We start from the raw sequence: 20,147 nt of genomic DNA, 5'->3' as shown, positions 1-20,147 counted from the left end.
CCTCCCCCTCACCGAACCCGTGGGACCCGTGGGACCCGTGGGACGCGCTGCGCCGCGCCGCGCCGCTGCTCCCCGTCCTGGCGGTCGTGGCGCTCCTCGCCGTCCCGGTGGCGGGCACCTCCGGGGACGGATCGGCCGGTTCCGGGACGGTGGCCGACGCCGCGTCCGCGCTGCTGGTCGTCTTCTGTCTCGTACGGGCGCTGCGCGACCGCGCCCGGCCGCTGACCCGAACGGCCGCGCTGGTCCTGGGACTTCCGGTGTTCGGGGTGTGCGCCGCCGCGATCACCTCGTACGACCCCGCGTCCAGCCTGCCGGGCGTGGCGCGCTACCTCCAGATCTTCGTGCTGGTGCCTGGCGCGCTGCTGCTGCTCATCAGGAACCGCCGGGACTTCCGGCTCGTCGCCTGGTCGATGGTGGCCCTCGCGCTGGTGCAGGGGCTCATCGGCGTCGTCCAGTACCTGACCGGCACCGGCGCCTCGTACATGGGTGAAGACGTCCGCGCGGTCGGGACGTTCGGCCCCACCGACGTGATGGGCATGGCCACCGTCGTCTCGTACGGCCTGGTCGCCGCCGTCGGCCTCGCCCTGGGCGCGGGGACGGGACCGGAGGGTCGACCGGACGTGCCGCGCGGACAGCGCGCCGCCGCGCTCGGCTGCGCCGCACTGCTGTTCCTGCCGCTCGTGCTCTCCTTCAGCCGGGGCGCGTGGATCGCGACGGTGGCGGCCGTCACGCTGCAACTCGCGCTCTCCGGGCTGCGCCGCGCGGCCCGGGTCGCGCTCGTGGCGGCGGCGCTCGGCGTCGTCCTCGTCGGCGGGCTCGGCATCGGCTCGCAGATGGTCTCCGACCGGCTCGGCAGCATCACCGAGGTCACCGAGGCGCCCGACCGGTCGGTCACCGACCGGTACACGATGTGGGCGGCGGCGGCCGGGATGTGGCGCACCGACCCGGTCACCGGCGTCGGGCTGAAGGCATTCCCCGCCTACCGCGACAGCCACTCCTCGATCGCGCTGTCGTCGGGCAGCGACACGGCCGGCGCGGGGATGGGCTTCCACCGCCAGCCACTGCTCTCGCCGCACAACATGTATCTGCTGATCCTCAGCGAGCAGGGACTCGTCGGCCTGCTCGCACTGGCCGGGAGCTGGGCGGCGCTGCTGGTCCTCGCGCTGCGGCGACTGCCCGGCGCGCGGCGCGGACGTACGGGCGTCGACTGCGCGCTCGTCGGTGTCGGACTGCTGGTCTGGCAGTTGGTGGACTTCGGTTACGCGGACATCGGCGGGCCCTCCACGGTGCTGACCGCCGTCGTGCTCGGTCTGGCCGCGTGGTGGGCGCTCGACCGGCGGGCCGACGGCGCGGAAGGCGTCGGGGGAGCCGGCGACGCCCGGGGGGTCGGTGCGGCATGAGCGACCTGACCGGCGCGACACAACTGCCGCCCGCGGAGCCGGGGACGGCGGCCGAGCCCGCAGTCCCCGGCCGCCGCCCACCGCCCGCGCCCGCATCTACGCCTATGCCCGCACCCGCATCGACGCCTACGCCCGCACCCGCGCCTGTGCCCACATCCACGCCCGCTGTCGCCCCCGCGTCACCGCCCGCCGGGATGCCGCCCGACAAGAAGGCCGATGCCGCGACGGCCGACCCGGACAGCGGTCGCGGTGCCTATCTCTCCAACCGCTTCCTCGCCCGCGCGGCCCTCCTGACCGCCCTCCTCACCGCCGCCGGCGCGCTGCTCGGGCTCGTACGCGACCAGACCATCGCCCATCTCTACGGGGCCGGCCCCGGTACCGACGCGTTCCTCGTCGCCTGGACCGTTCCCGAGGTCGCGTCGACGCTGCTCATCGAGGACGCGATGGCGCTCATCCTCGTACCCGCCTTCAGCCTCGCGCTCGCGCGCCGGGCCGCCCAGGGGCCACTCCTGGCCGACTCACCGCCCGACAGCGGGTCGATGCACGACCGCGACCCCGTGCACGCCCTGCTGCGTACGACCCTGCCGGGTCTGCTGCTCGCGCTCAGCGCGGGCGCCGTCCTGCTGATGCTGGCGGCGCCCTGGGTCGTCGCCGTGCTGGCCCCGGGCCTCCCGGACACCCAACTGGCCGTCGACTGCACCCGGTTGACGGCCACCTGCGCCTTCAGCTTCGGCATCGCCGGGTACTGCAGCGCCGCGCTGCGGGCGCACGGCAGCTTCGTACCGCCCGCGATGATCTACGTCGCGTACAACATCGGCATCATCGCCACGATGCTGATCCTCAGCGACCGGCTGGGCGTGCGGGCGGCGGCGGCCGGGGTCGCCGTCGGCGGCGTCCTGATGGTCCTCGTCCAGGCGCCGGTCGTGCTGCGCCGACTGCGCGAGCGCCGCGCGACGGCGGAACGGGAACGGACCCCGGCAGACGAACCGGCGGACGAACCCTCCGGCGAGCAGCCCGGCGGCGCCGGTCGCCCGCTCGTCGCCCTCGGGCTCCTCGCCCCCGTCATCGTCTTCGCCCTCACCCGCCAGTCCCAGGTCCTCATCGAACGCTTCCTCGCCGCGCCCCTGCCCGCCGGCGCCATCTCGCACCTCAACTACGCGCAGAAGGTCGCGCAGATGCCGATGGTCCTGTCCCTCATGCTCTGCACGGTCACCTTCCCGGTCGTCGCGCGCGCCATGGCGGCCGGGGACACCGACCGGGCCAGGCGGCGCGTCGAGCGTGACCTCGCCCTCGCCGGTGTCATCGTGCTGGTGGGCGCCGCGACCGTCGTCGCGTGCGCCCCGCAGATCATCGAAATCCTCTTCCAACGCGGTGCCTTCGACCGGGCGGACACGGCGGACACCGCCGCCGTGATGCGTGTGTACGCACTGGGGCTGCTCGGCCACACCCTCGTCGGTGCCCTCGTCCGCTGCTACTTCTCCGCCGCCCGTCCCCTGTGGTTCCCGGCGCTCGCCATGCTCGTCGGCCTCGTACTCACCACCGCGGGCGGCGCCCTGCTCGTCGGCACCTGGGGCGTCCTCGGCATCGCGGCGGGCAACGCGCTGGGCATCACCGTTACGGCCGTACTGCTGCTGCACGGCGTCGCCCGCCACAGCGTCCCCGTGCGGGTCCGCCACATGACCGGGGGGCTCGTCAAACTCAGCGCCGCCGCCGCTGCCGCCACCGGCGCCGGATGGCTCTGCGGCGCCCTCATCACGGCACCCGTGCCGGCGGCGGCCGTCGCCTGCCTGGTGGTCGCCGCCGTGTTCCTCGTCATCGCCCGCGCCCTCCAGGCGCCCGAGATCGACTCCCTTGTCCGCTCCGCCACGAGAAAGCGCATCGATGTCCGCTGACACGGTCTCCGCAGGCCCCCTGTGGGCAGCCATGTACCACTCGATCACCGACTCGACCGACGACCCCTACCGCGTGACGGTCTCGCCCGGCCGGCTCGACCGGCAACTGCGCTGGATGCGCCGCCGCGGACTCACCGGCGTCAGCATGGAGCGCCTGCTGGTCGCCCGCGCGGAGGGCCGCGACGCCGGACTCGTCGGGCTCACGTTCGACGACGGTTACGCCGACTTCCTGACGAACGCCGTGCCCCTGCTGCACCGGTACGAGTTCACCGCCACCGTCTACGTGCTCCCCGGCCGCCTCGGCGGCACCAACGAATGGGACGGCCTCGGCCCGCGCAAGCCCCTCCTCACGGAGGACGGCATCCGCGAGGCATCGGCCGCGGGCATGGAGATCGGCTCGCACGGGCTGCGCCACACCGATCTCACCGAGGCCGACGACGCGCTGCTGAGCGAGGAGACGCGCGGCAGCCGGGAGGCGCTGAGCGCGATCACGGGCGGCGGGGTGACCGGCTTCTGCTATCCGTACGGCACGGTCGACGAGCGCGCCATGGCCGCCGTACGGGACGCCGGTTACCGGTACGCGGTCGGCATCAGCCCCGGCCCGCTCACCGGCCTGTTCGCCCTGCCGCGCGTCCACATCGGCCAGGAGGACACCGCGCCCCGGCTCTTCCTGAAGCGAGCGCTGCACGGCCGGCGCCGTGAGCCGGTCCCGTACGTCGCGTACCCCGGCCCCCGGACCGCCCGGACCGCCGTGAGCGAGGGCGGCGGCGCATGAAGGTGCTGCATGTCATCACCGGTCTCGGCATCGGCGGCGCCGAACAGCAACTGCGCCTCCTGTTGGGCAAGTTGCCCACCGACAGCGCCGTCGTCACGCTCACCAACCCGGGCGCCGTCGCCCGGGGCATCACCGCCGACGGCTTCCCCGTCACGGACCTCGGTATAAGGGGCAACCGCGACCTCGGCGCGCTGCCCCGGCTGACGCGGCTGATCAGGGACGGCCGCTACGACCTGGTCCACACGCACCTCTACCGTGCCTGCGTGTACGGACGCCTCGCCGCGCGCCTCGCGGGTGTCCGTACCGTCGTCGCCACCGAGCACTCGCTCGGCGCCGGCCAGATCGAGGGCCGCCCGCTGACCGTCGGCGCCCGCGCCCTCTACCTCGGCAGCGAACGCCTCGGCACGGCGACCGTCGCCGTCTCGACGACCGTCGCGCACCGGCTGCGCCGCTGGGGCGTACACCGGGACCGTATCCACGTCGTGCCCAACGGCATCGACGTGCCGCGCTTCGCCCACGACGAGACGGCCCGGCAGAAGGCGCGGGCCGAACTCGGCCTGCCGGTGGACGCGTTCGTGGTCGGCGGGGTCGGCAGGCTCAGTGCGGGCAAGCGCTTCGACACCCTCGTCAGGGCCGTCGCCGCGCTGCCCGCCGCCCGCCTCCTGCTCGTCGGCGAGGGTCCGGAGCGTGATCGACTGCGTTCCCTGGCGGCGGAGTTGGGCGCCGCCGACCGTGTGCTGCTGCACGGGGCGTGCGAGGACCCGCCACCGAAACCCGGCAGCGGCGGCGACACCGGGCCCGACCTGCCGTCACTCCTCGCCGCCATGGACCTCCTCGTGTCCACCTCCGGGGACGAGGCCTTCGGGCTCGCCGTGGTCGAGGGCCTGGCCGCCGGGCTGCCCGTCCTGTACGTCACCTGCCCCGCCCTGACGGACCTGCCCGCCGACGCGGCGCCCGGAGCGCGCCGGATCAGCGGGACGGCCACGGACCTCGTCGCCGAACTGACCACGTTCCAGAAACAGTTCACGGCCGGGGGCGGCTCCCACCGGCTGCCGGTACCGCCCGCCGCGCGCCACTACGACATCTCCCGCAGCGCCGAACAGCTGATGTCCGTCTACGACCACGCCCTGCGCCGGAACGGCGGCGCTCCCCAGCGCCCCGTCCGCCGCCCGGCCACCCCCGAGGAGTGAGTTCGACGATGACCGAGAACGAGAGCCGCACGGGCGCACGGCCCGGCCGCGCCCCGTCGAGGACGAGGGCCCTGTCCCTCTGGTGGATCGTGCCGGTCGGCGTCCTGATCGGGGCGCTCGCGGGCGGCGCGTACGGAACGTTCCGCACGCCGCAGTACTCCGCCACCAGCTACGTACTGGTCGTACCGACCGACAAGACCGACCCGGCCACCGCGCTCGGCTTCGCGCAGGCGTACGGGCGGGTCGCCTCGCAGGTCGCCGCCCTCGGCGACGCCCAGGTGTGGGCCGGGGTCTCCTCGAAGGTCCTCAGGGAGAACGTCACCACCGTCACCTCGCCTGACGCGCCGATGATCTCGGTGACCGCCACGTCGAGCGGCCGGCAGGCGGCCGTCAGCATGGCCGACGGCGTCGCGCGCTCGCTGGTGCTCAACGGCACACAGATGCAAGGCAGTACGAACGTACGGGTGGTCCAGTTCTCCCGCGCGGTCAAGCCCACCAGCCCCGTGTCACCGTCGGCGCCGCTGGCCGCGCTCGTCGGCGGCGCCGCGGGCGGACTGCTCGGCGGACTCGGTCTGCTGGTCCGCCCGAAGCGCCGCCAGGCCGCCGAGACGCACGCGACGGTTCCCGGTCCATCGACGGCACCCGTGCCGCAGACAGAAAGCGTGTGATGTCAACGGAATCGACCACCCAGCGCCGAGGGCCCGTCCGGCGGATCTTCGTGCGCGCGGGCACGGCCCCGGTCGCGCCCGTCGGCAGAGGCACCTTCACCGCACTGACCTCCGAGATCTGCCGGGACCCCGACCGGTTCGGCGCGCTCGCCGCCGAGTGGACCGCGCTCCACCGCCGCTCCGCCGCGGCCACCCCCTTCCAGAGCCACGCGTGGCTGCACTCCTGGTGGCTGTCGTACGGCGCCCCCGGGCGGCTCCGCGTCGTCCTCGTACGCCGTGGCGGCACTCTCGTCGCCGCTGCCCCGCTGATGCTGGTCCACCGGCCGTTCCCCGTCCTGGTCCAGCTCGGCGGCTCCATCTCCGACTTCTCCGACGTCCTGCTCGACGACGACTGCGCCGACAGCGCGGCCCAGGCGCTCGCGAAGGCCCTCGCCACCGCCGCGCGCACCGCCGTCATCGACCTCCGCGAGGTACGGCCCGGAGCCGCCGTCGAACGCGTCTACGACTGCTGGGACGGCGCGCGCGACCGGCTGACGGACTCACTCTGCCTCGAACTGCCCGCCGTCCCCATGGACGAACTGCTCGGCCGTCTCCCGTCGTCCCGCGCCCAGCGGGCCAGGGCCAAGATCCGCAAGATCGACTCGCTCGGCATCGAGGAACGCGTCGTGCCCGTGGACGAGATCCCGACCGCCGTCGAACGGCTTCTCCATCTGCACCGGCTCCAGTGGCAGGGGCGCGGCGTCACTCCCGAACACCTCAGCGCGCGCTTCGCGGAGCATCTGACCCGCTCGGTGCGGTCCATGGTCGAGTGCGGCGACGCGACGGTCACCGAATTCAGGCTCGCGGGCGAGGTGGTGGCCGCCGACCTCACCCTGATGTCACCGCGGCTCGCGGGCGGTTATCTGTACGGCGCCGACCCGGCGCTGCGCGACCGCAAGGTCGACGTCGCCACCATGCTGCTGCGTGAGAGCGCCCGGCGTATCAGCGTGGACGGGCGTACGACGCTGAGCATGCTGCGCGGCAACGAGCCGTACAAGCACCACTGGCGCCCGGAGCACGTCTGCAACCAGCGGCTGCTGCTGGCACGCGGGCTGCTGGCCCCGTCACTGCGGCTGGTCGCCGCCCGCGCCGCCGCGCGCGGCCGGGCGGCCGTCCTGGTCAACGAGCGGCTGCCCGCGATGAAGGCAGGTCTGGCGAAGCGGACGCGCCGCGGCGACGGCAAGGAATGACCCGGAACGTGCCCCGGGCCAGGCCCTCGCCGCCGCCGCGATGACGACCGGTCAGGAAAGCCAGCGCTCCCAGCCGGCGAAGCGGAGGCAGACCTTCTTCCCGAGCAGGGTCTCGATCCAGGAACTGAGCGTCAGAGCCTTGCAGTTCGAGGGCGCCGCGGGCTTCTCCGGGGTGCTGGGCTCGGGCTTGGGCCCCGGGGGCGTGCTCGGCCCCGGGACGGGCGTGACCGGCGGGGTCGGTGGGGTGCTCGGCTCGGGTTCGGGCCGCGGCTCGGGCTTCAGCCCGTACATCGCCGTACGGAACACCTTCGAGGTCCGCGGATTCTCGGCGCACCGCCAGACGCCGTGCGGGCAGTAATCCGTGAGCGTGTGATACATCGGCCGGTGCTTCTGGATCCACTTGAGCATGCCCCGCATGTATTCGGGGTTGTCGCCGTTACGGAAGAGGCCCCACTCCGGATAGGAGATCACCTTTCCATGTTCAGCGGCGAACTCCACATGCCGGCGGAGTCCGAACGGCTCACTCACCTGCTCGTCGAACGTCTGTCCCGACGGCTGGTCGTAGGAGTCCATCCCCATGATGTCCACGACGTCGTCGCCCGGATAGCACTCGGTCCAGGCAATGGCGTCCCTTCCGCGGTTCGGAGCGAAATCGAAACGGAACTCCTGGCCGGGCACCGCCCGCATGGCGCCGACGATCCGCTTCCAGTACGCCTTCCACGCCCGCGGGTCGGGGCCGCAGCGATGGGTGTACGTGGTGCCGTTCATCTCCCAGCCGAGTACGACGACCGTGTCCGGCACACCGAGCGAGACCAGCCGCTTCGCCAGGACCTCGAAGTGCCGGTCGTAGTCGCCCCGCGCGCCCCGTCGCAGCTCCTTGCGTACGACGTGGTCACGGACCCGGCCCTCGTTGCGTTCGAGCATGGGGACGTTGAGCACGAACATCCGGTCGGCGCGGGCCTTCTTCCACTCGGCCCAGTCCCGCACGAAGCTCGGGCTGCCCTCGATGTTGGACCACACGTCGCCCGGGAGGTACGTGTGCCCGACCCGCAGTTCCGTACCGCCGAGCCACTTCTCCATGGCGGCGATACGGCGGACGCCCTCGGGACCGTAACCGAGGTACGCGCCGGCCGCCGGTGATTTCACTTCCGGTGGCGCGGGACTGCCGGGAGCGTCCGGACCGGCGGCGTAACTCGCCATCGGCAGCACGGAACCTGAAGCAAGGAGGCCGGCCGTGATGACACCCAGCCAGGTGCTGAACAGCCGTCGACGTCGATAGGACATATGTGCTCCTCATGGCGGGGACACGTTCCGTGCCGCACTGCCGCAAAAGTATTGCTAATGAGCCGATCGGGAATCCGGTCCGCCTTTTAACTAGACCGTTCGGGAATTTCACCCCCCGCATGGGTCATCGAAAATGAATGAAGGACAAACCGTGGTGAGCTTTGACATCGGCGTTCCCGCTGTGCTTGTGCGGCTCGACCGGAATCCGTTCCATCACGGAACCCTCGGCGCCGTCAGATCCCTCGGCCGGGCCGGAATCGCGGTGCACGCGGTGATCGAATCGCCCCGGAGCCCGGTCGCCCGATCCCGCTATCTGCGGAGTGCGACGGTGGCCGAGAAGGGGGAGGAACTGCACGGTCTGCTGCTGCGGATCTCGGAGCGGCTCGGCACCCCCGCCGTCCTCGTCCCCCTGGACGATCTGAGCGCGATCTCGGTCGCCCGGCTCGGCCCCCGGCTGGCCGGCCGCTATCTCCTGCCTGAACAGCCGTCAGGCCTGCCGGAGCGGGTCGCCGACAAGGTCGAGCTGGCCGCCATCTGCGGCACGCTCGGGCTGCCGCATCCCCGCACGGCCGTTCCCGGCGACCGCGAGGAGGCCGCGCGCGCGGCGTGGACGCTCGGGCTGCCCGTCGTCGCGAAATGGAGCAGGCCGTGGCTGCTGCCCGAGGGCTCCGGGCTGCGCAGCACCGTCGTGGTGCGCTCGCCGCGGGAGGCCAGGGAACTGTTCGCGCGGAGCGCGGAGGCGGGGAGCCGGCTGCTGCTCCAGGAACTGCTGCCGCGAGGGCGCGATCTCGACTGGTTCTTCCACGGCTACAGCGGCGGTGACGGCACCCTCCTGATGGGCGGGGCCGGACGCAAGGAACGGTCGTGGCCGGTGGCGGCCGGGCTGACGGCCGTCGGCCGATGGCTGCCCAACCCCGTCGTTGAGCGGCTGGCGGGCGAGGTGGTCGCCGCGCTCGGCTACCGGGGCATCGTCGATCTCGACTTCCGGCTCGACGCCGCCACCGGCGCGTACCACCTGCTCGACTTCAACCCGCGGCCCGGCGCCCAGTTCCGTCTCTTCACCGACCCGTCGGGCACCGACGTCGTACGGGCACTGCATCTGGACCTCACCGGGCGGCCCGTCCCGGCCCAGGTGCCCGCGTACGGCCGGACCTTCGTCGTCGAGAACTACGCGCTGCTGTCGGTGCTGTCCTCGGCCTGGCGCCGGGAGGGGCGTCCGGCACGGCGGTCCCGGCGCGTCCGGCGGATCCCGGCGGTGAGCAGGGAGACGGCGTGGTTCGCGCGGGACGACCCGAGGCCCGCGTACGCCATGACCGCGGCCTGGCTCCTGCGCGCGGCGCGCGGCGGCGCCCGCCGGCTGCGGCGCCGGCCCCGTACCGCGCCACCGCGGTCGCTCCTGCCCGGCGTACGCCAGCGGCGGCGCGCCCCGGACGGCACCACGCCTCCCGTCCCGCGCTGATCCACGCCGATCCGCGCGCCCACCAGACCCCGAGAGAACAGAGAGAGCGGCGAACTCCTATGCAGGACTTGGTAGTTGTGGGTGCCGGGCCGTACGGCCTGTCGATCGCCGCGCACGCGGCGGCGGCCGGCCTCCGGCCCCGGGTGTTCGGACGGCCGATGGCGGCCTGGCGGGACGGCATGCCGCCCGGGATGCTCCTGAAGTCGGAGCCGTGGGCGTCGAACCTGTCCGACCCCAAGGGCGCGTACGGGCTGGCGGCCTACGCCGCCGCCCAGGGAGTGGACGCGCGGCACGGCGTCCCCCTGCCGGTCGCCTTCTTCGCCTCGTACGGCCTCTGGTTCGCGGCACAGGCGGCGCCGCCGGTGGAGGAACGGACCGTCACCGCCGTACGGCCGTGTGCCGGGGGCGGGTTCGAGGTCACCGTCGACGACGAGGGGGTGGGCGGCGGTGAGACGTTCCTCGCCCGCACGGTAGTGCTGGCCGTCGGCGTCCGGCCCTTCACCGACGTCCCCGGCCCGCTGCGCGCCCTCCCGCCCGAGCGCGTGTCACACAGCGTCGACCACGCGGATCTGACGCGGTTCAAGGGCATGGACGTGACGGTCGTCGGGGCGGGCCAGGCCGCCCTGGAGACCGCGACGCTCCTCGCGGAGCAGGGGACGGCCGTACGGCTGGTCGCCCGGTCCCACGAGCTGAACTGGAACGCCCTCCCGCCGCCCATGGGACGCCCCTTCGGCGAGGCCGCCCGTGCCCCGCACACGGGCCTGGGCTGCGGCTGGACGAACTGGCTCTACGCGCGGACCCCCGGCGTCTTCCGCCGGCTCCCCGCGTCGACCCGGGCCCGCGTCTTCACCTCGGCGCTCGGCCCGGCCGGCGCCTGGTGGCTGCGGGAGCGGTTCGAGCGGGGGGCGGTGGAGGCCCGGCTGGGCGAGAGCGTCGCCGCCGCTGTCCCGGCCGACGGCCGGGTACGGCTCGACCTGGTCTCCACGCGCGGCTTCGTGGACGCCGTCACGACCGACCACGTCATCGCCGCCACCGGTTTCACCCCGGGCCTGGACCGGCTCGGCCTGCTCGACGAACGGCTGCGCCGGAACCTGCGCACGGTGGGCGCGAGCGCCGCCCCGGAGACGGACACCGTCTTCGAGACCTCGCACCCCGGTCTCTTCGTGACGGGTCTGCTGAGCGCTCCGTCGTTCGGCCCGTCGATGCGCTTCGTGTTCGGCGCGACGTACACGGCGGGCCGGGTGGTACGGGGGGTGCGACGGCGCCTGGGAACGGGCCCCCGGCAGACACAGCCGGGGGAACCTCGCGAGACACTGCCGGCCGGTGTGGCGCAGACGAACTGGATGGAACGCTTCTGATGCCCGCCCGGCGCGGTCCCCGATCGCCGGATGACGCTCCACGCGGCGCGGTCCGGCGAATCGGGGGACGTACAGGTCACGTCTGCGGGCGGGACTTCGCGGACACGCTCTAGCGGCGCGACGTGGCGTGGCTGCGGCGGTAGAGGATGCCGCCGCCGATCAGCAGTCCGGCGCTCATACCGGCGGCCGCGAGCAGGTTCGCGTCCGAGCCGGTCGTGGCCAACTGGGCCATGACGTCACTCTCTTCGACGGGCCGCGGCTGCTCCGGGAGCTGCGGGTGGTGGTCGACCGGCACGGCCGGGGGCTCGACGGAGCGGTCACCGGGCGGGGTCGACGGGTCGCGCGGGTCGTTCGGATCGATCGGGGCGGGCGGACGCACCGGGTTGTGCGGGGTCACACCGTCGTCGTCGTTGGCGCAGGTGTTGCCGAAGGCCGGGTTCAGCACACCGACCAGGTCGACGCTGTTGCCGCAGGCGTTCAGGGGGATGTCGAGCGGGGCCTGGAGGAGATTGCCCGACAGCAGACCCGGCGAGTTGGTCGCGGCGCCGGCCGCCGACGAGCCGCCGTGGTCGTCGCGGCTGTGGTGGTGTGCGCCCTTCGCGGGTGCCGAACCGCCACCGTGCTCACGGGGGTTCGCGCCGTGCGTCGAGCTGTCGGCGGTGTCGTGGCCGGTACGCGACGGGCCGGCCTGCGGCGCCTGGGCGGGCACCGCGTGGGTCGCGGGCTCGGCGCGCGGGGCGACGGGCTTGGCGTGGGCCGGACGGTGCGTGGGCCCCGCCTGCGCACCGGACGAGTTGCCGCAGCTGTTGCCCGCGGCGGGGTTGACCACGCCGATGGGATTCACCGTGTTGCCGCAGACGTTGACCGGGACCTCGATGGGCGCCTGGACGCTGTTGCCCGACAGCAGGCCCGGTGACCCGGCGGCGGTGGCGGCGCTGTCGGTGGCCGCGGCGTATCCGCCGGTCATGGACAGCACGCTCGACGCCGCAGCGGCGGTGAGCAGTCCTTTGCCGATGAGTTCTCGCATCTGGTTTTCTCCTGATATCGCCGGTGTGTCGCCGGTGCGTCGGTCTGTCTGTGTCGACGTATGCGTGTCGACCGAGGCCGGTCCCGAGGCGCGTATCGCCGTACGCGGTCGGGACCGGCCCAGGGGGGACGCCCCGGAGGGCGCCTCGGTGCGCCTCAGCGCACTTCCGTGCGTGTTACTTGTTGATGCAGGTGTTGCCGAAGGACGGGTTCAGCAGGCCGATGATGCTGATGCTGTTGCCACACACGTTGACGGGCACGTGCACGGGGATCTGGACGAGGTTGCCGGACAGGACGCCCGGGGAGTTCGACGCGACACCCTGCGCGCCCGCGTCGGCGACGGCCGGCGACGCGGCGCCGACCGCCAGGAGAACGCCCGCCACGATGGTGGCTGCCTTCTTGGCATTCATGGTTTGAGTCCTTTCCGCAGCGGGGTTGCGCGCACGGCTCTGATGCCGCGCGAACACGGCTGTCTCAGCCCGCACCGCCGTTGCGGGAACTCCAACGAGTACGCGCTTACGAGGAAACTGCCCTGATTTGTGGCCTTTGTTGGTTCACCCGATCGCCACGGGAATTGACGTTTCTTCGGGCCGAGAAGGCGTTGATATGACACTGAGGTCGGCCGGGGCGAATTCGCCCCGGCCGACCTCAGTCGGCCCCGAAGAGGCGCCGTGGCGGCAGTGGCTGTCAGCCGTTGCCCACACCGTTCGCCGAGAGGATCGGGATGTCCTCCAGGATGTGCGAGAGGGGCTCGTCGCCCTTCGCCTGCGTCGAGTTCTCGACGCACTGCTGGTTCTGCGGGGAGGACAGGACGTTGATGTCCTGAACCGCGATCGGGATGCCACCCACGAGCGAGCCGAGGTTGGCCTTGGCCGGGAGGCCGATGCAGGGCTTGTTGAGCGTGCCCTGGACGAGCGCCAGTTGCGGGCTCATGTGCCCGTGGGTCTCCGAGTTGCCGAACGACTGCTTGGCGCCGTTGCCGCTGAGCGACGTGGTGCCGGTGTCGTTGCCGACGGCGAGCGCGGGCGACGCCGCCGCGGCGGAAGCGCCGACGACGGACGCGGTGATCGCCGCAGCCGCCATAATCTTCTTGATCACGGTTAGGTTCCTTTTCTCAAGAAATGCAGGTGGTGCGGCCTGCCCAACCGGATGTCCCGGGTTTGGTTCCGCTGCTTCACCCGTTCGGATTGCGGGGCGTGCGCGGGCTGATTGAGTGCCTAATGGGCTGTTGGAGTGAAGTCCGATAACTAAACCGGGGGAATCTAGTTGCTCATGGCGCCCCGGGGACTTTGGGGCATCATTCAGAAGGGGACTCATTGTGATCAAGAAGGTTATGGCCACCGCGGCCGTCGCTGCTTCCGTCGTCGGCATGTCGGCCATGGCGGCGCCGTCCGCTTTCGCCGTCGGTGACGACACCGGCACCACCTCGCTCAGCGGCAACGGTGCCCTTCAGTCGTACGGCAACTCGGCGACGTACGGGAACATGAGCCCGCAGATGGCGCTCATCCAGGGCTCGCTCAACAAGCCCTGCATCGGTCTCCCGGCCAAGGTCAACGCCGGTTCCCTGCTGGGCGTCGTGCCGATCTCGGTCCAGGACGTCAACGTCCTGTCCTCCCCGCAGAACCAGCAGTGCACCGAGAACTCGACGCAGGCGAAGGGCGACGAGCCCCTGTCGCACCTCCTGAACGACATTCCGATCCTGTCCGCCAACGGTGCGGGCAACGGCTGATATCGCCGCCGTTCAAGTGTCGCCGGGCCACCGCCGAATTCGGCGGTGGCCCGTTCGTTTTCACGCTCGTGGCGACAAGGCGACGCGCCGGTATGCCTTATGGGCCGTTCGAGGGAACGGGCGCAACCAAACGTCGCGTGGCGAGTTGAACAAATCGGCGCTCCACCGGTGGAGTCCGACTTTCCGGAAAGGCAACAAAATGAACAAGCTGTGGGCTACCGCTGCGGTAGCGGCCACAATGGTCGGCGGCCTCGCCGCCACCGCCTCGCCGGCGCTGGCGCTGGGTAACGACACGGGCACCACCTCGCTCAGCGGCAACGGTGCGGAGCAGGAGTTCGGCAACTCGGAGACCCACGGGGACAAGAGCCCGCAACTGGCGCTCGTCCAGGGCACGCTCAACAAGCCCTGCATCGGCCTGCCGGTCAAGGCCAACGTCGGCTCGCTCATCGGCTTCATCCCGGTCGCGGTCCAGGACATCAACGTCCTGTCCTCCCCGCAGAACCAGCAGTGCACCGAGAACTCGACGCAGGCGAAGGGCGACGAGCCCCTCTCGCACATCCTGGAGGACATCCCGATCCTCTCGGCGAACGGTGTGGGCAACCACTGACGTTCCCCACGGAGCCCGGTCCGGCAGCTCGGCTGCCGGACCGGGCTCCGTCGTGTGCGGGGGCCGGCCCTCAGCCCAGCGGCTTGGCGAGGCAGACGCTCAGCGGGTCGTTCCGGTAGTGGCCGAACTTCGAGCAGTCCGTGTAGCCGCTGGACCGGTAGAGCGCGATGGCCTCCGGCTGCTTGGTGCCGGTCTCCAGCACCATCCGGGTACGGCCCGCCGCGCGGGCGCTCTCCTCCAGCCGGGCGAGGATACGGCGGGCCAGTCCCAGGCCGCGGGCCTCCACCGTCACGTACATCCGCTTGATCTCGGCGTCGCCGTCCGAATAGCCCTCCTCGTTGGTCTCCTGCGAGCGCCACCCGCCGGAGGCGATCGGGCGCTCGCTGGCACCGTCGGAGTCGTAGGCGAGGAAGTAGACGCCGCCGGGCGGGTCGAACATCCGGGGGTGGAGGACGGTGGCGTCCCCCTCGCTGCTGTAGCGCGCCGCGTATTCGAGCTGGACCTCGGCGTCGAGCTTCACGGCGTCGGGGTGGTCGTAGGGGAGCTGACGTATCTGGATGGCCACGGCATCGATCGTAGAGCCTGGGTAAAGTGCCGGGATGCTCACTGTGACTTCCGTGAATGTGAACGGGCTCCGCGCCGCCGCGAAGAAGGGCTTCGTGGAGTGGCTGGCCGGGACCGGGGCCGATGTGGTCTGCCTCCAGGAGGTGCGCGCCGAGGAGGACCAGCTCACCGAGGCGGTGCGTGAGCCCGAGGGGTGGCACACGGTCTTCGCCCCGGCGGCGGCCAAGGGCCGTGCGGGCGTCGCTCTCTACTCGCGGCGGGAGCCGGAGCGGGTGCGGATCGGATTCGGCAGCGCGGAGTTCGACACGAGCGGGCGGTACGTCGAGATCGACCTGCCCGGCGTGACGGTGGCCAGCCTCTATCTGCCGTCGGGCGACGTGGGCACCGAGCGACAGGACGAGAAGGTCCGGTTCATGGACGAGTTCCTGACGTACCTCGGCGGCCTCAAGGAGCGCGCCGCGGCGGACGGCCGGGAGGTGCTGGTCTGCGGCGACTGGAACATCGCGCACCAGGAGGCCGACCTCAAGAACTGGAAGGCCAACCGCAAGGAGTCCGGCTTCCTGCCCGAGGAGCGCGCGTGGCTGACCCGGGTCTTCGACGAGGCGTCGTACGTGGACGTGGTCCGCGCCCTGCACCCGGATCAGACCGGGCCGTACAGCTGGTGGTCCTACCGGGGGCGCGCGTTCGACAACGACACGGGCTGGCGCATCGACTACCACGTGGCGACGGCGGGGCTGGCGGAGCGCGCGGTGAAGGCGTGGGTGGAACGGGCGGCGACGCACGACGAGCGCTGGAGCGACCACGCGCCGGTGAGCGTGGTCTACGAACTGGGCTGAGCCGGCTTGTTCCGGAGGCGGCGGTCCATCGCCATCGAGAGTTCCGCGTCCACCACGCTCTTGGCGAGGGGGCGCAGGGTCTCGGGGGAGGTGGTGGCCGCGTGGGTCCGGAACGTGGTCGCGAAGAGGTCGGCCAGGGCCTCCGCGTGGGCGCGGACCTCGCGGGCCGCTTCGAAGACCGCTGACAGGGGGACGCCCTCGCGGACCAGGGCGGCGGAGACGTCCAGGAGGCGGCGGCTGATGTGGACGAGGTCTTCGCCGTCGGTGGCGAGGTAGCCGAGTTCGAGGGCGGTGGCCAGGTTCTCCGCCGTGACCTCGCCCTCGAAGTGGTCGGCCAGCTCCTCGGGGGTGAGGCGGACGGGCGTTTCCTCGGTCGGTTCGCCGAGGCCCAGGACCTCGCCCACGTCGCGGCCGCTCTCGAAGGCGGTGGCCAGGTCGGCGATGCCGTTGAGGGTGTGGCCGCGTTCCAGGAGGGCGGCGATCGTGCGGAGTCTGGCCAGATGGTGGCTGTCGTACCAGGCGATCCGGCCCTCCCTGCGGGGCGGCGGGATCAGGCCGCGTTCACGGTAGAAGCGCACCGTACGCACCGTGAGGCCGGCCGCGTCGGCCAGCTCCTTCACGCGGTACTCGCGGACTTCCTCCCGCACTTCCCTCCGCGCTTCGTGCCGCACCTCGTCGTGCGCTTTCCCCTGGTCGGACATGGCGGTCAGCCTATGTCCTTGTACCGGCGGTAACTTTTCTCGTTCGACCCCTACCCGCGAGTAAGGAGCTGCCCTACCCTCCCAACAGTGCCAGTGATTACTGGCGCGGTTCGGTGTGGGCACTCCGGCGGGAGGCGGCGGCATGGCCAAGCACGAGCACGTACGGGTGGCGGTGATCGGATCCGGATTCGGTGGCCTGGGGGCCGCCGTCCGGCTGCGTCGCGACGGGATCACCGACTTCGTCGTCCTGGAACGGGCCGACTCGGTCGGCGGGACATGGCGCGACAACAGCTATCCGGGCTGTGCGTGCGACGTGCCCTCGCACCTCTACTCGTTCTCCTTCGCGCCCAACCCCGACTGGCCGCGCACCTTCTCCGGCCGGCGGCACATCCGCGCGTACCTGGAGCACGTCGCCGACACCTTCGGGCTCCGGCCGCACATCCGGCTGAATCACGAGGTGCGGCTGATGCGCTGGATCGCCGAGGAGGCGCACTGGGAGATCGAGACCACGCGCGGGATCATCACGGCGACCGTCGTGGTCTCCGCGACGGGGGCGCTGTCCGACCCGAAGGTGCCCGACGTGCCCGGCCTCGACTCGTTCCCGGGGAAGGTCTTCCACTCCGCGCGCTGGGACCACGGCTACGACCTGCGGGGCAAGCGCGTCGCGGTGGTCGGGACCGGTGCGTCGGCGATCCAGATAGTGCCGGCCGTCCAGCCCGACGTGGCGAGGCTGACGCTGTTCCAGCGGACCCCGCCGTGGGTGATGCCGCGCACGGACCGGGCGATCTCCGGGGCCGAGCGGTGGCTGCACAGGAAGGTGCCGGTCACCGGTACCGTGCGGCGGCAACTGCTCTGGGGGATAAGGGAGTTGCAGGTCCAGGCGTTCACCAAGCGGCCGAACGAGCTGGGGCTCGTGGAGCGCGTCGCCAAGGCCAATATCGCGCGGGCGATCAAGGACCCCGTTCTGCGGGCCAGGTTGACGCCCTCGTACCGGATCGGCTGCAAGCGGATCCTGCTGTCCAGTACGTACTATCCGGCGCTCGCGCGGCCCAATGTGGAGGTCGTCGCGTCCGCGCTGGCCGAGGTGCGCGGGTCGACCCTCGTGGCCGAGGGGGGCACCTCCCGGGCCGGAGGCTCTGGGGGAGGCGGCGAGACCGAGGTCGACGCGATCATCTTCGGGACGGGCTTCCATGTCACCGACATGCCCATCGCCGAGCGGGTGGTGGGCGCGGACGGCGTCACGCTCGCCGAGGCGTGGAAGGACGGCATGGCGTCGCTGCGCGGCGCGACTGCCGTCGGCTTCCCCAACTGGATGACCGTCGTCGGCCCGAACACCGGGCTCGGCAACTCCTCGATGATCCTGATGATCGAGGCCCAGCTCAGCTATCTCGGCGACTATCTGCGCGCGCTCGGCTCGCTCGGCGCGGGCGCCTCGCTCACTCCCAGGCCGGCGGCCGTCGAGTCCTGGAACCGCCGTGTGCAGGAGCGGATGAAGCGCACCGTGTGGAACACCGGCGGCTGCACCAGCTGGTATCTGGACGCCAACGGGCGCAACACCACGATCTGGCCGGGGACGACGACCGAGTTCCGCCGGGCGACGCGGGCCGTGGACCTGGGGGAGTACGACGTCGTCCGCGCGCCGGCGGCGGAGCCCCGCACCGGGAACCCCACCAAGGAGAGCGTCCGATGAGCCGAACCGTCCGCCCCGTCCCGCCCGTCCCGCCCGGCCACTCTGTCCCGCCGTTCCGTGAGATCACCGCGCGGTCCGCCGACGGCTCACGCCTGCACATAGAGGTGTACGGCTCCGAGGGGGCGCCCGCGATTGTCCTCATCCATGGGTGGACCTGCTCGACCCTCTTCTGGGCCGCGCAGACGGGCGACCTCGCCGCGGACCACCGCGTGATCGTCTACGACCAGCGCGGGCACGGCCGTTCGCCCGCCGTCGGGCCGGGCGGATACACGACGGACGCGCTCGCCGACGACCTGGAGGCGGTGCTGGGCGCGACCCTCGCGCCGGGCGAGAAGGCGGTGCTGGCCGGGCACTCCATGGGCGGCATGACGCTGATGGCCGCGTCGGCGCGGCCCGCGTTCCGGGAGCACGCGGCGGCGGCGCTGCTGTGCAGTACGGGCAGTTCGAAGCTGGTGGCCGAATCGCGTGTGGTGCCGATGCGCCAGAGTCGGGTACGGACCCGGCTGACCCGGCTGGTCCTCGGCGCGCGGGCCCCGCTGGGGCCGGTCACGCCCGTCTCGAGGCGGATACTGCGCTACGGGACCATGGGGCCCGGTACGGCGCCGGACCGGGTGGCCGCGTGCGCGCGGATCGTGCACGCGTGCCCGCGCGCGGTGCGGGTGGCCTGGTCGCAGGTGCTCGGCGAGCTCGATCTCGACGCGGACATAGGTGAGTTGCGGGTTCCCACGGCGGTCGTCACGGGAACGGCCGACCGGCTGACGCCGCCGGTGCTGGCGCGGCGGCTGGCCGACGCGCTGCCCGACTGCGCGGGCCTCACCGAGTTGACCGGGATGGGCCACATGACGCCGATGGAGGCGCCGGAGGCCGTGACAGCCGTGATACGTGGGCTGGCGGACGACCACCTCAGGGCCGGTGCCGACAAGGAGAGTGCCGTATGAGCGGGGTCGGTCTCGAAGGGCAGGTCGCCGTCGTCACCGGCGCGGCGCGTGGCGTGGGCGAACTGCTGGCCCGCAAGCTCTCGGCGCGCGGCGCGCGGGTGGCGCTCGTGGGCCTGGAGGCCGACGAGTTGAAGGACGTGGCGAGCAGGCTGCAGACCGAGTGCGAGCACTGGTACGCCGATGTCACCGACCAGGAGGCGATGACCCGCGTCGCGGGGGAGGTCAAGCAGCGCTTCGGGAAGGTCGACATCGTCGTGGCCAACGCCGGGGTGGCGGCGGCCGGTCCGTTCCTGGACTCCGATCCCGCCGCCTGGCGGCGGGTCATCGAGGTCAACCTCATCGGCGGCGCGGTGACGGCGCGCGCGTTCCTGCCCGTACTGATGGAGAGCCGCGGCTACTTCCTCCAGATCGCCTCGCTCGCCGCGATCACCCCCGCGCCCATGATGAGCGCGTACTGCGCCTCCAAGTCGGGCGTCGAGGCCTTCGCGCACAGCCTGCGCGGCGAGGTCCGGCACCAGGGCGTCCGGGTCGGCGTCGGCTATCTCTCCTGGACCGACACCGACATGGTGCGCGGCGCCGACGAGGAGGAGGTGATGCGCGAGATGCGGCAGGGGCTGCCGTGGCCGACCAACAAGACGTATCCGCTCGGGCCCGCCGTCGAGCGCCTCGTGAGCGGGATCGAGCGGCGTTCGGCGCATGTGTACGCGCAGTGGTGGCTGCGCGGCACGCAGTCCGTACGCGGGTATCTGCCGGGCCTCGTCGCGACCGTCGGAAGCCGCCGGGTGCGGCGCCTCGGCCCGC

General features: G+C 72.2%; 20 protein-coding genes. 14 read left to right on the top strand and 6 right to left on the bottom strand.

The window, feature by feature from the left end:
- The first annotated feature begins 47 nt into the window (after positions 1-47).
- The 6 genes from P3L51_RS25965 (at position 48) to P3L51_RS25940 (ending at position 7,154) form a co-directional block, all read left to right on the top strand.
- Positions 48-1,400, top strand: a complete 1,353-nt coding sequence (locus P3L51_RS25965) for an O-antigen ligase family protein (RefSeq protein ID WP_354607712.1) — start codon at positions 48-50, stop codon at positions 1,398-1,400.
- A 104-nt stretch (positions 1,401-1,504) separates the two neighbouring features.
- Positions 1,505-3,292 (top strand): lipid II flippase MurJ, encoded by a 1,788-nt coding sequence (locus tag P3L51_RS25960; RefSeq protein WP_435594528.1) that lies wholly within the window; start codon positions 1,505-1,507, stop codon positions 3,290-3,292.
- The gene (locus tag P3L51_RS25955; RefSeq protein ID WP_354607707.1) at positions 3,282-4,067 is read left to right on the top strand and encodes a polysaccharide deacetylase family protein; all 786 of its coding nucleotides are present in this window, start codon (positions 3,282-3,284) and stop codon (positions 4,065-4,067) included. Before P3L51_RS25960 ends, P3L51_RS25955 begins: the two co-directional genes overlap by 11 nt.
- Entirely contained in the window at positions 4,064-5,257 is a 1,194-nt protein-coding gene (locus P3L51_RS25950; RefSeq protein WP_354607706.1) for a glycosyltransferase, read from the top strand. The genes P3L51_RS25955 and P3L51_RS25950 overlap by 4 nt, the downstream gene beginning before the upstream one ends.
- Before the next feature lie 8 nt (positions 5,258-5,265).
- Positions 5,266-5,925 carry a YveK family protein gene (locus tag P3L51_RS25945; RefSeq protein WP_354607705.1) on the top strand — a complete coding sequence of 220 codons (660 nt, stop codon included), beginning with the start codon at positions 5,266-5,268 and terminating at the stop codon, positions 5,923-5,925.
- Positions 5,925-7,154 carry a GNAT family N-acetyltransferase gene (locus P3L51_RS25940; protein WP_354607704.1) on the top strand — a complete coding sequence of 410 codons (1,230 nt, stop codon included), beginning with the start codon at positions 5,925-5,927 and terminating at the stop codon, positions 7,152-7,154. Before P3L51_RS25945 ends, P3L51_RS25940 begins: the two co-directional genes overlap by 1 nt.
- A 51-nt stretch (positions 7,155-7,205) precedes the next feature.
- On the opposite strand, the gene P3L51_RS25935 is transcribed toward P3L51_RS25940, so the two are convergent.
- Positions 7,206-8,438, bottom strand: coding sequence for a glycoside hydrolase family 26 protein (locus tag P3L51_RS25935; protein ID WP_435594527.1), 1,233 nt, complete (start codon positions 8,436-8,438; stop codon positions 7,206-7,208).
- Positions 8,439-8,589: 151 nt separating this feature from the next.
- On the opposite strand from P3L51_RS25935, the gene P3L51_RS25930 reads away from it, so the two are divergent.
- Positions 8,590-9,897: a carboxylate--amine ligase gene (locus P3L51_RS25930; RefSeq protein WP_435594526.1), complete on the top strand. Its 1,308-nt coding sequence runs from the start codon at positions 8,590-8,592 to the stop codon at positions 9,895-9,897.
- Between the two features lie 59 nt (positions 9,898-9,956).
- Complete coding sequence (locus P3L51_RS25925) at positions 9,957-11,255, top strand: FAD-dependent oxidoreductase (RefSeq protein ID WP_354607702.1); 1,299 nt, start codon at positions 9,957-9,959, stop codon at positions 11,253-11,255.
- Between the two features lie 109 nt (positions 11,256-11,364).
- Here the strand turns inward: P3L51_RS25925 and P3L51_RS25920 are convergent, their stop codons facing one another.
- The 3 genes from P3L51_RS25920 to P3L51_RS25910 all read right to left on the bottom strand — a co-directional run bounded on the left by P3L51_RS25920 (position 11,365) and on the right by P3L51_RS25910 (position 13,379).
- Positions 11,365-12,282, bottom strand: coding sequence for a chaplin family protein (locus P3L51_RS25920; RefSeq protein WP_354607701.1), 918 nt, complete (start codon positions 12,280-12,282; stop codon positions 11,365-11,367).
- Between the two features lie 175 nt (positions 12,283-12,457).
- Positions 12,458-12,691, bottom strand: a complete 234-nt coding sequence (locus P3L51_RS25915; protein WP_354607700.1) for a chaplin — start codon at positions 12,689-12,691, stop codon at positions 12,458-12,460.
- A gap of 277 nt (positions 12,692-12,968) precedes the next feature.
- Positions 12,969-13,379 carry a rodlin gene (locus P3L51_RS25910; protein WP_354607699.1) on the bottom strand — a complete coding sequence of 137 codons (411 nt, stop codon included), beginning with the start codon at positions 13,377-13,379 and terminating at the stop codon, positions 12,969-12,971.
- A gap of 220 nt (positions 13,380-13,599) precedes the next feature.
- Here P3L51_RS25910 and P3L51_RS25905 point away from each other — a divergent pair, with 220 nt between their 5' ends.
- Together P3L51_RS25905 and P3L51_RS25900 are read left to right on the top strand one after the other, a co-directional pair.
- The gene (locus tag P3L51_RS25905) at positions 13,600-14,010 is read left to right on the top strand and encodes a rodlin (RefSeq protein ID WP_354607698.1); all 411 of its coding nucleotides are present in this window, start codon (positions 13,600-13,602) and stop codon (positions 14,008-14,010) included.
- 199 nt (positions 14,011-14,209) lie between these two features.
- Complete coding sequence (locus tag P3L51_RS25900; RefSeq protein WP_354607697.1) at positions 14,210-14,617, top strand: rodlin; 408 nt, start codon at positions 14,210-14,212, stop codon at positions 14,615-14,617.
- Between the two features lie 70 nt (positions 14,618-14,687).
- On the opposite strand, the gene P3L51_RS25895 is transcribed toward P3L51_RS25900, so the two are convergent.
- Positions 14,688-15,176: a GNAT family N-acetyltransferase gene (locus P3L51_RS25895; protein WP_354607710.1), complete on the bottom strand. Its 489-nt coding sequence runs from the start codon at positions 15,174-15,176 to the stop codon at positions 14,688-14,690.
- Between the two features lie 40 nt (positions 15,177-15,216).
- Between P3L51_RS25895 and P3L51_RS25890 the strand changes: the two genes are divergently transcribed.
- A complete protein-coding gene (locus tag P3L51_RS25890; protein WP_354607696.1) occupies positions 15,217-16,017 on the top strand; it encodes an exodeoxyribonuclease III in 801 nt (266 codons plus the stop codon).
- Here the strand turns inward: P3L51_RS25890 and P3L51_RS25885 are convergent.
- Positions 16,002-16,637, bottom strand: coding sequence for a MerR family transcriptional regulator (locus tag P3L51_RS25885; RefSeq protein ID WP_354607709.1), 636 nt, complete (start codon positions 16,635-16,637; stop codon positions 16,002-16,004). The two genes, P3L51_RS25890 and P3L51_RS25885, sit on opposite strands and share 16 nt — an antisense overlap.
- Positions 16,638-16,860: 223 nt before the next feature.
- Between P3L51_RS25885 and P3L51_RS25880 the strand changes: the two genes are divergently transcribed.
- The 3 genes from P3L51_RS25880 to P3L51_RS25870 form a co-directional block, all read left to right on the top strand.
- On the top strand, positions 16,861-18,408 hold the full coding sequence (locus tag P3L51_RS25880) for a flavin-containing monooxygenase (RefSeq protein ID WP_354607695.1): 1,548 nt from the start codon (positions 16,861-16,863) through the stop codon (positions 18,406-18,408).
- Positions 18,405-19,346: an alpha/beta fold hydrolase gene (locus P3L51_RS25875; RefSeq protein WP_354607694.1), complete on the top strand. Its 942-nt coding sequence runs from the start codon at positions 18,405-18,407 to the stop codon at positions 19,344-19,346. The genes P3L51_RS25880 and P3L51_RS25875 overlap by 4 nt, the downstream gene beginning before the upstream one ends.
- On the top strand, positions 19,343-20,147 hold an 805-nt coding region (locus tag P3L51_RS25870), incomplete at its 3' end, for an SDR family oxidoreductase (protein WP_354607693.1). The genes P3L51_RS25875 and P3L51_RS25870, both read left to right, overlap by 4 nt.

The organism is Streptomyces panacea, assembly GCF_040560175.1.
Classification (GTDB): Bacteria; Actinomycetota; Actinomycetes; order Streptomycetales; family Streptomycetaceae; genus Streptomyces; species Streptomyces panacea.
Note: the sequence above shows the minus strand (reverse complement) of the source record. Positions and strands in the feature narration are given on the sequence as shown.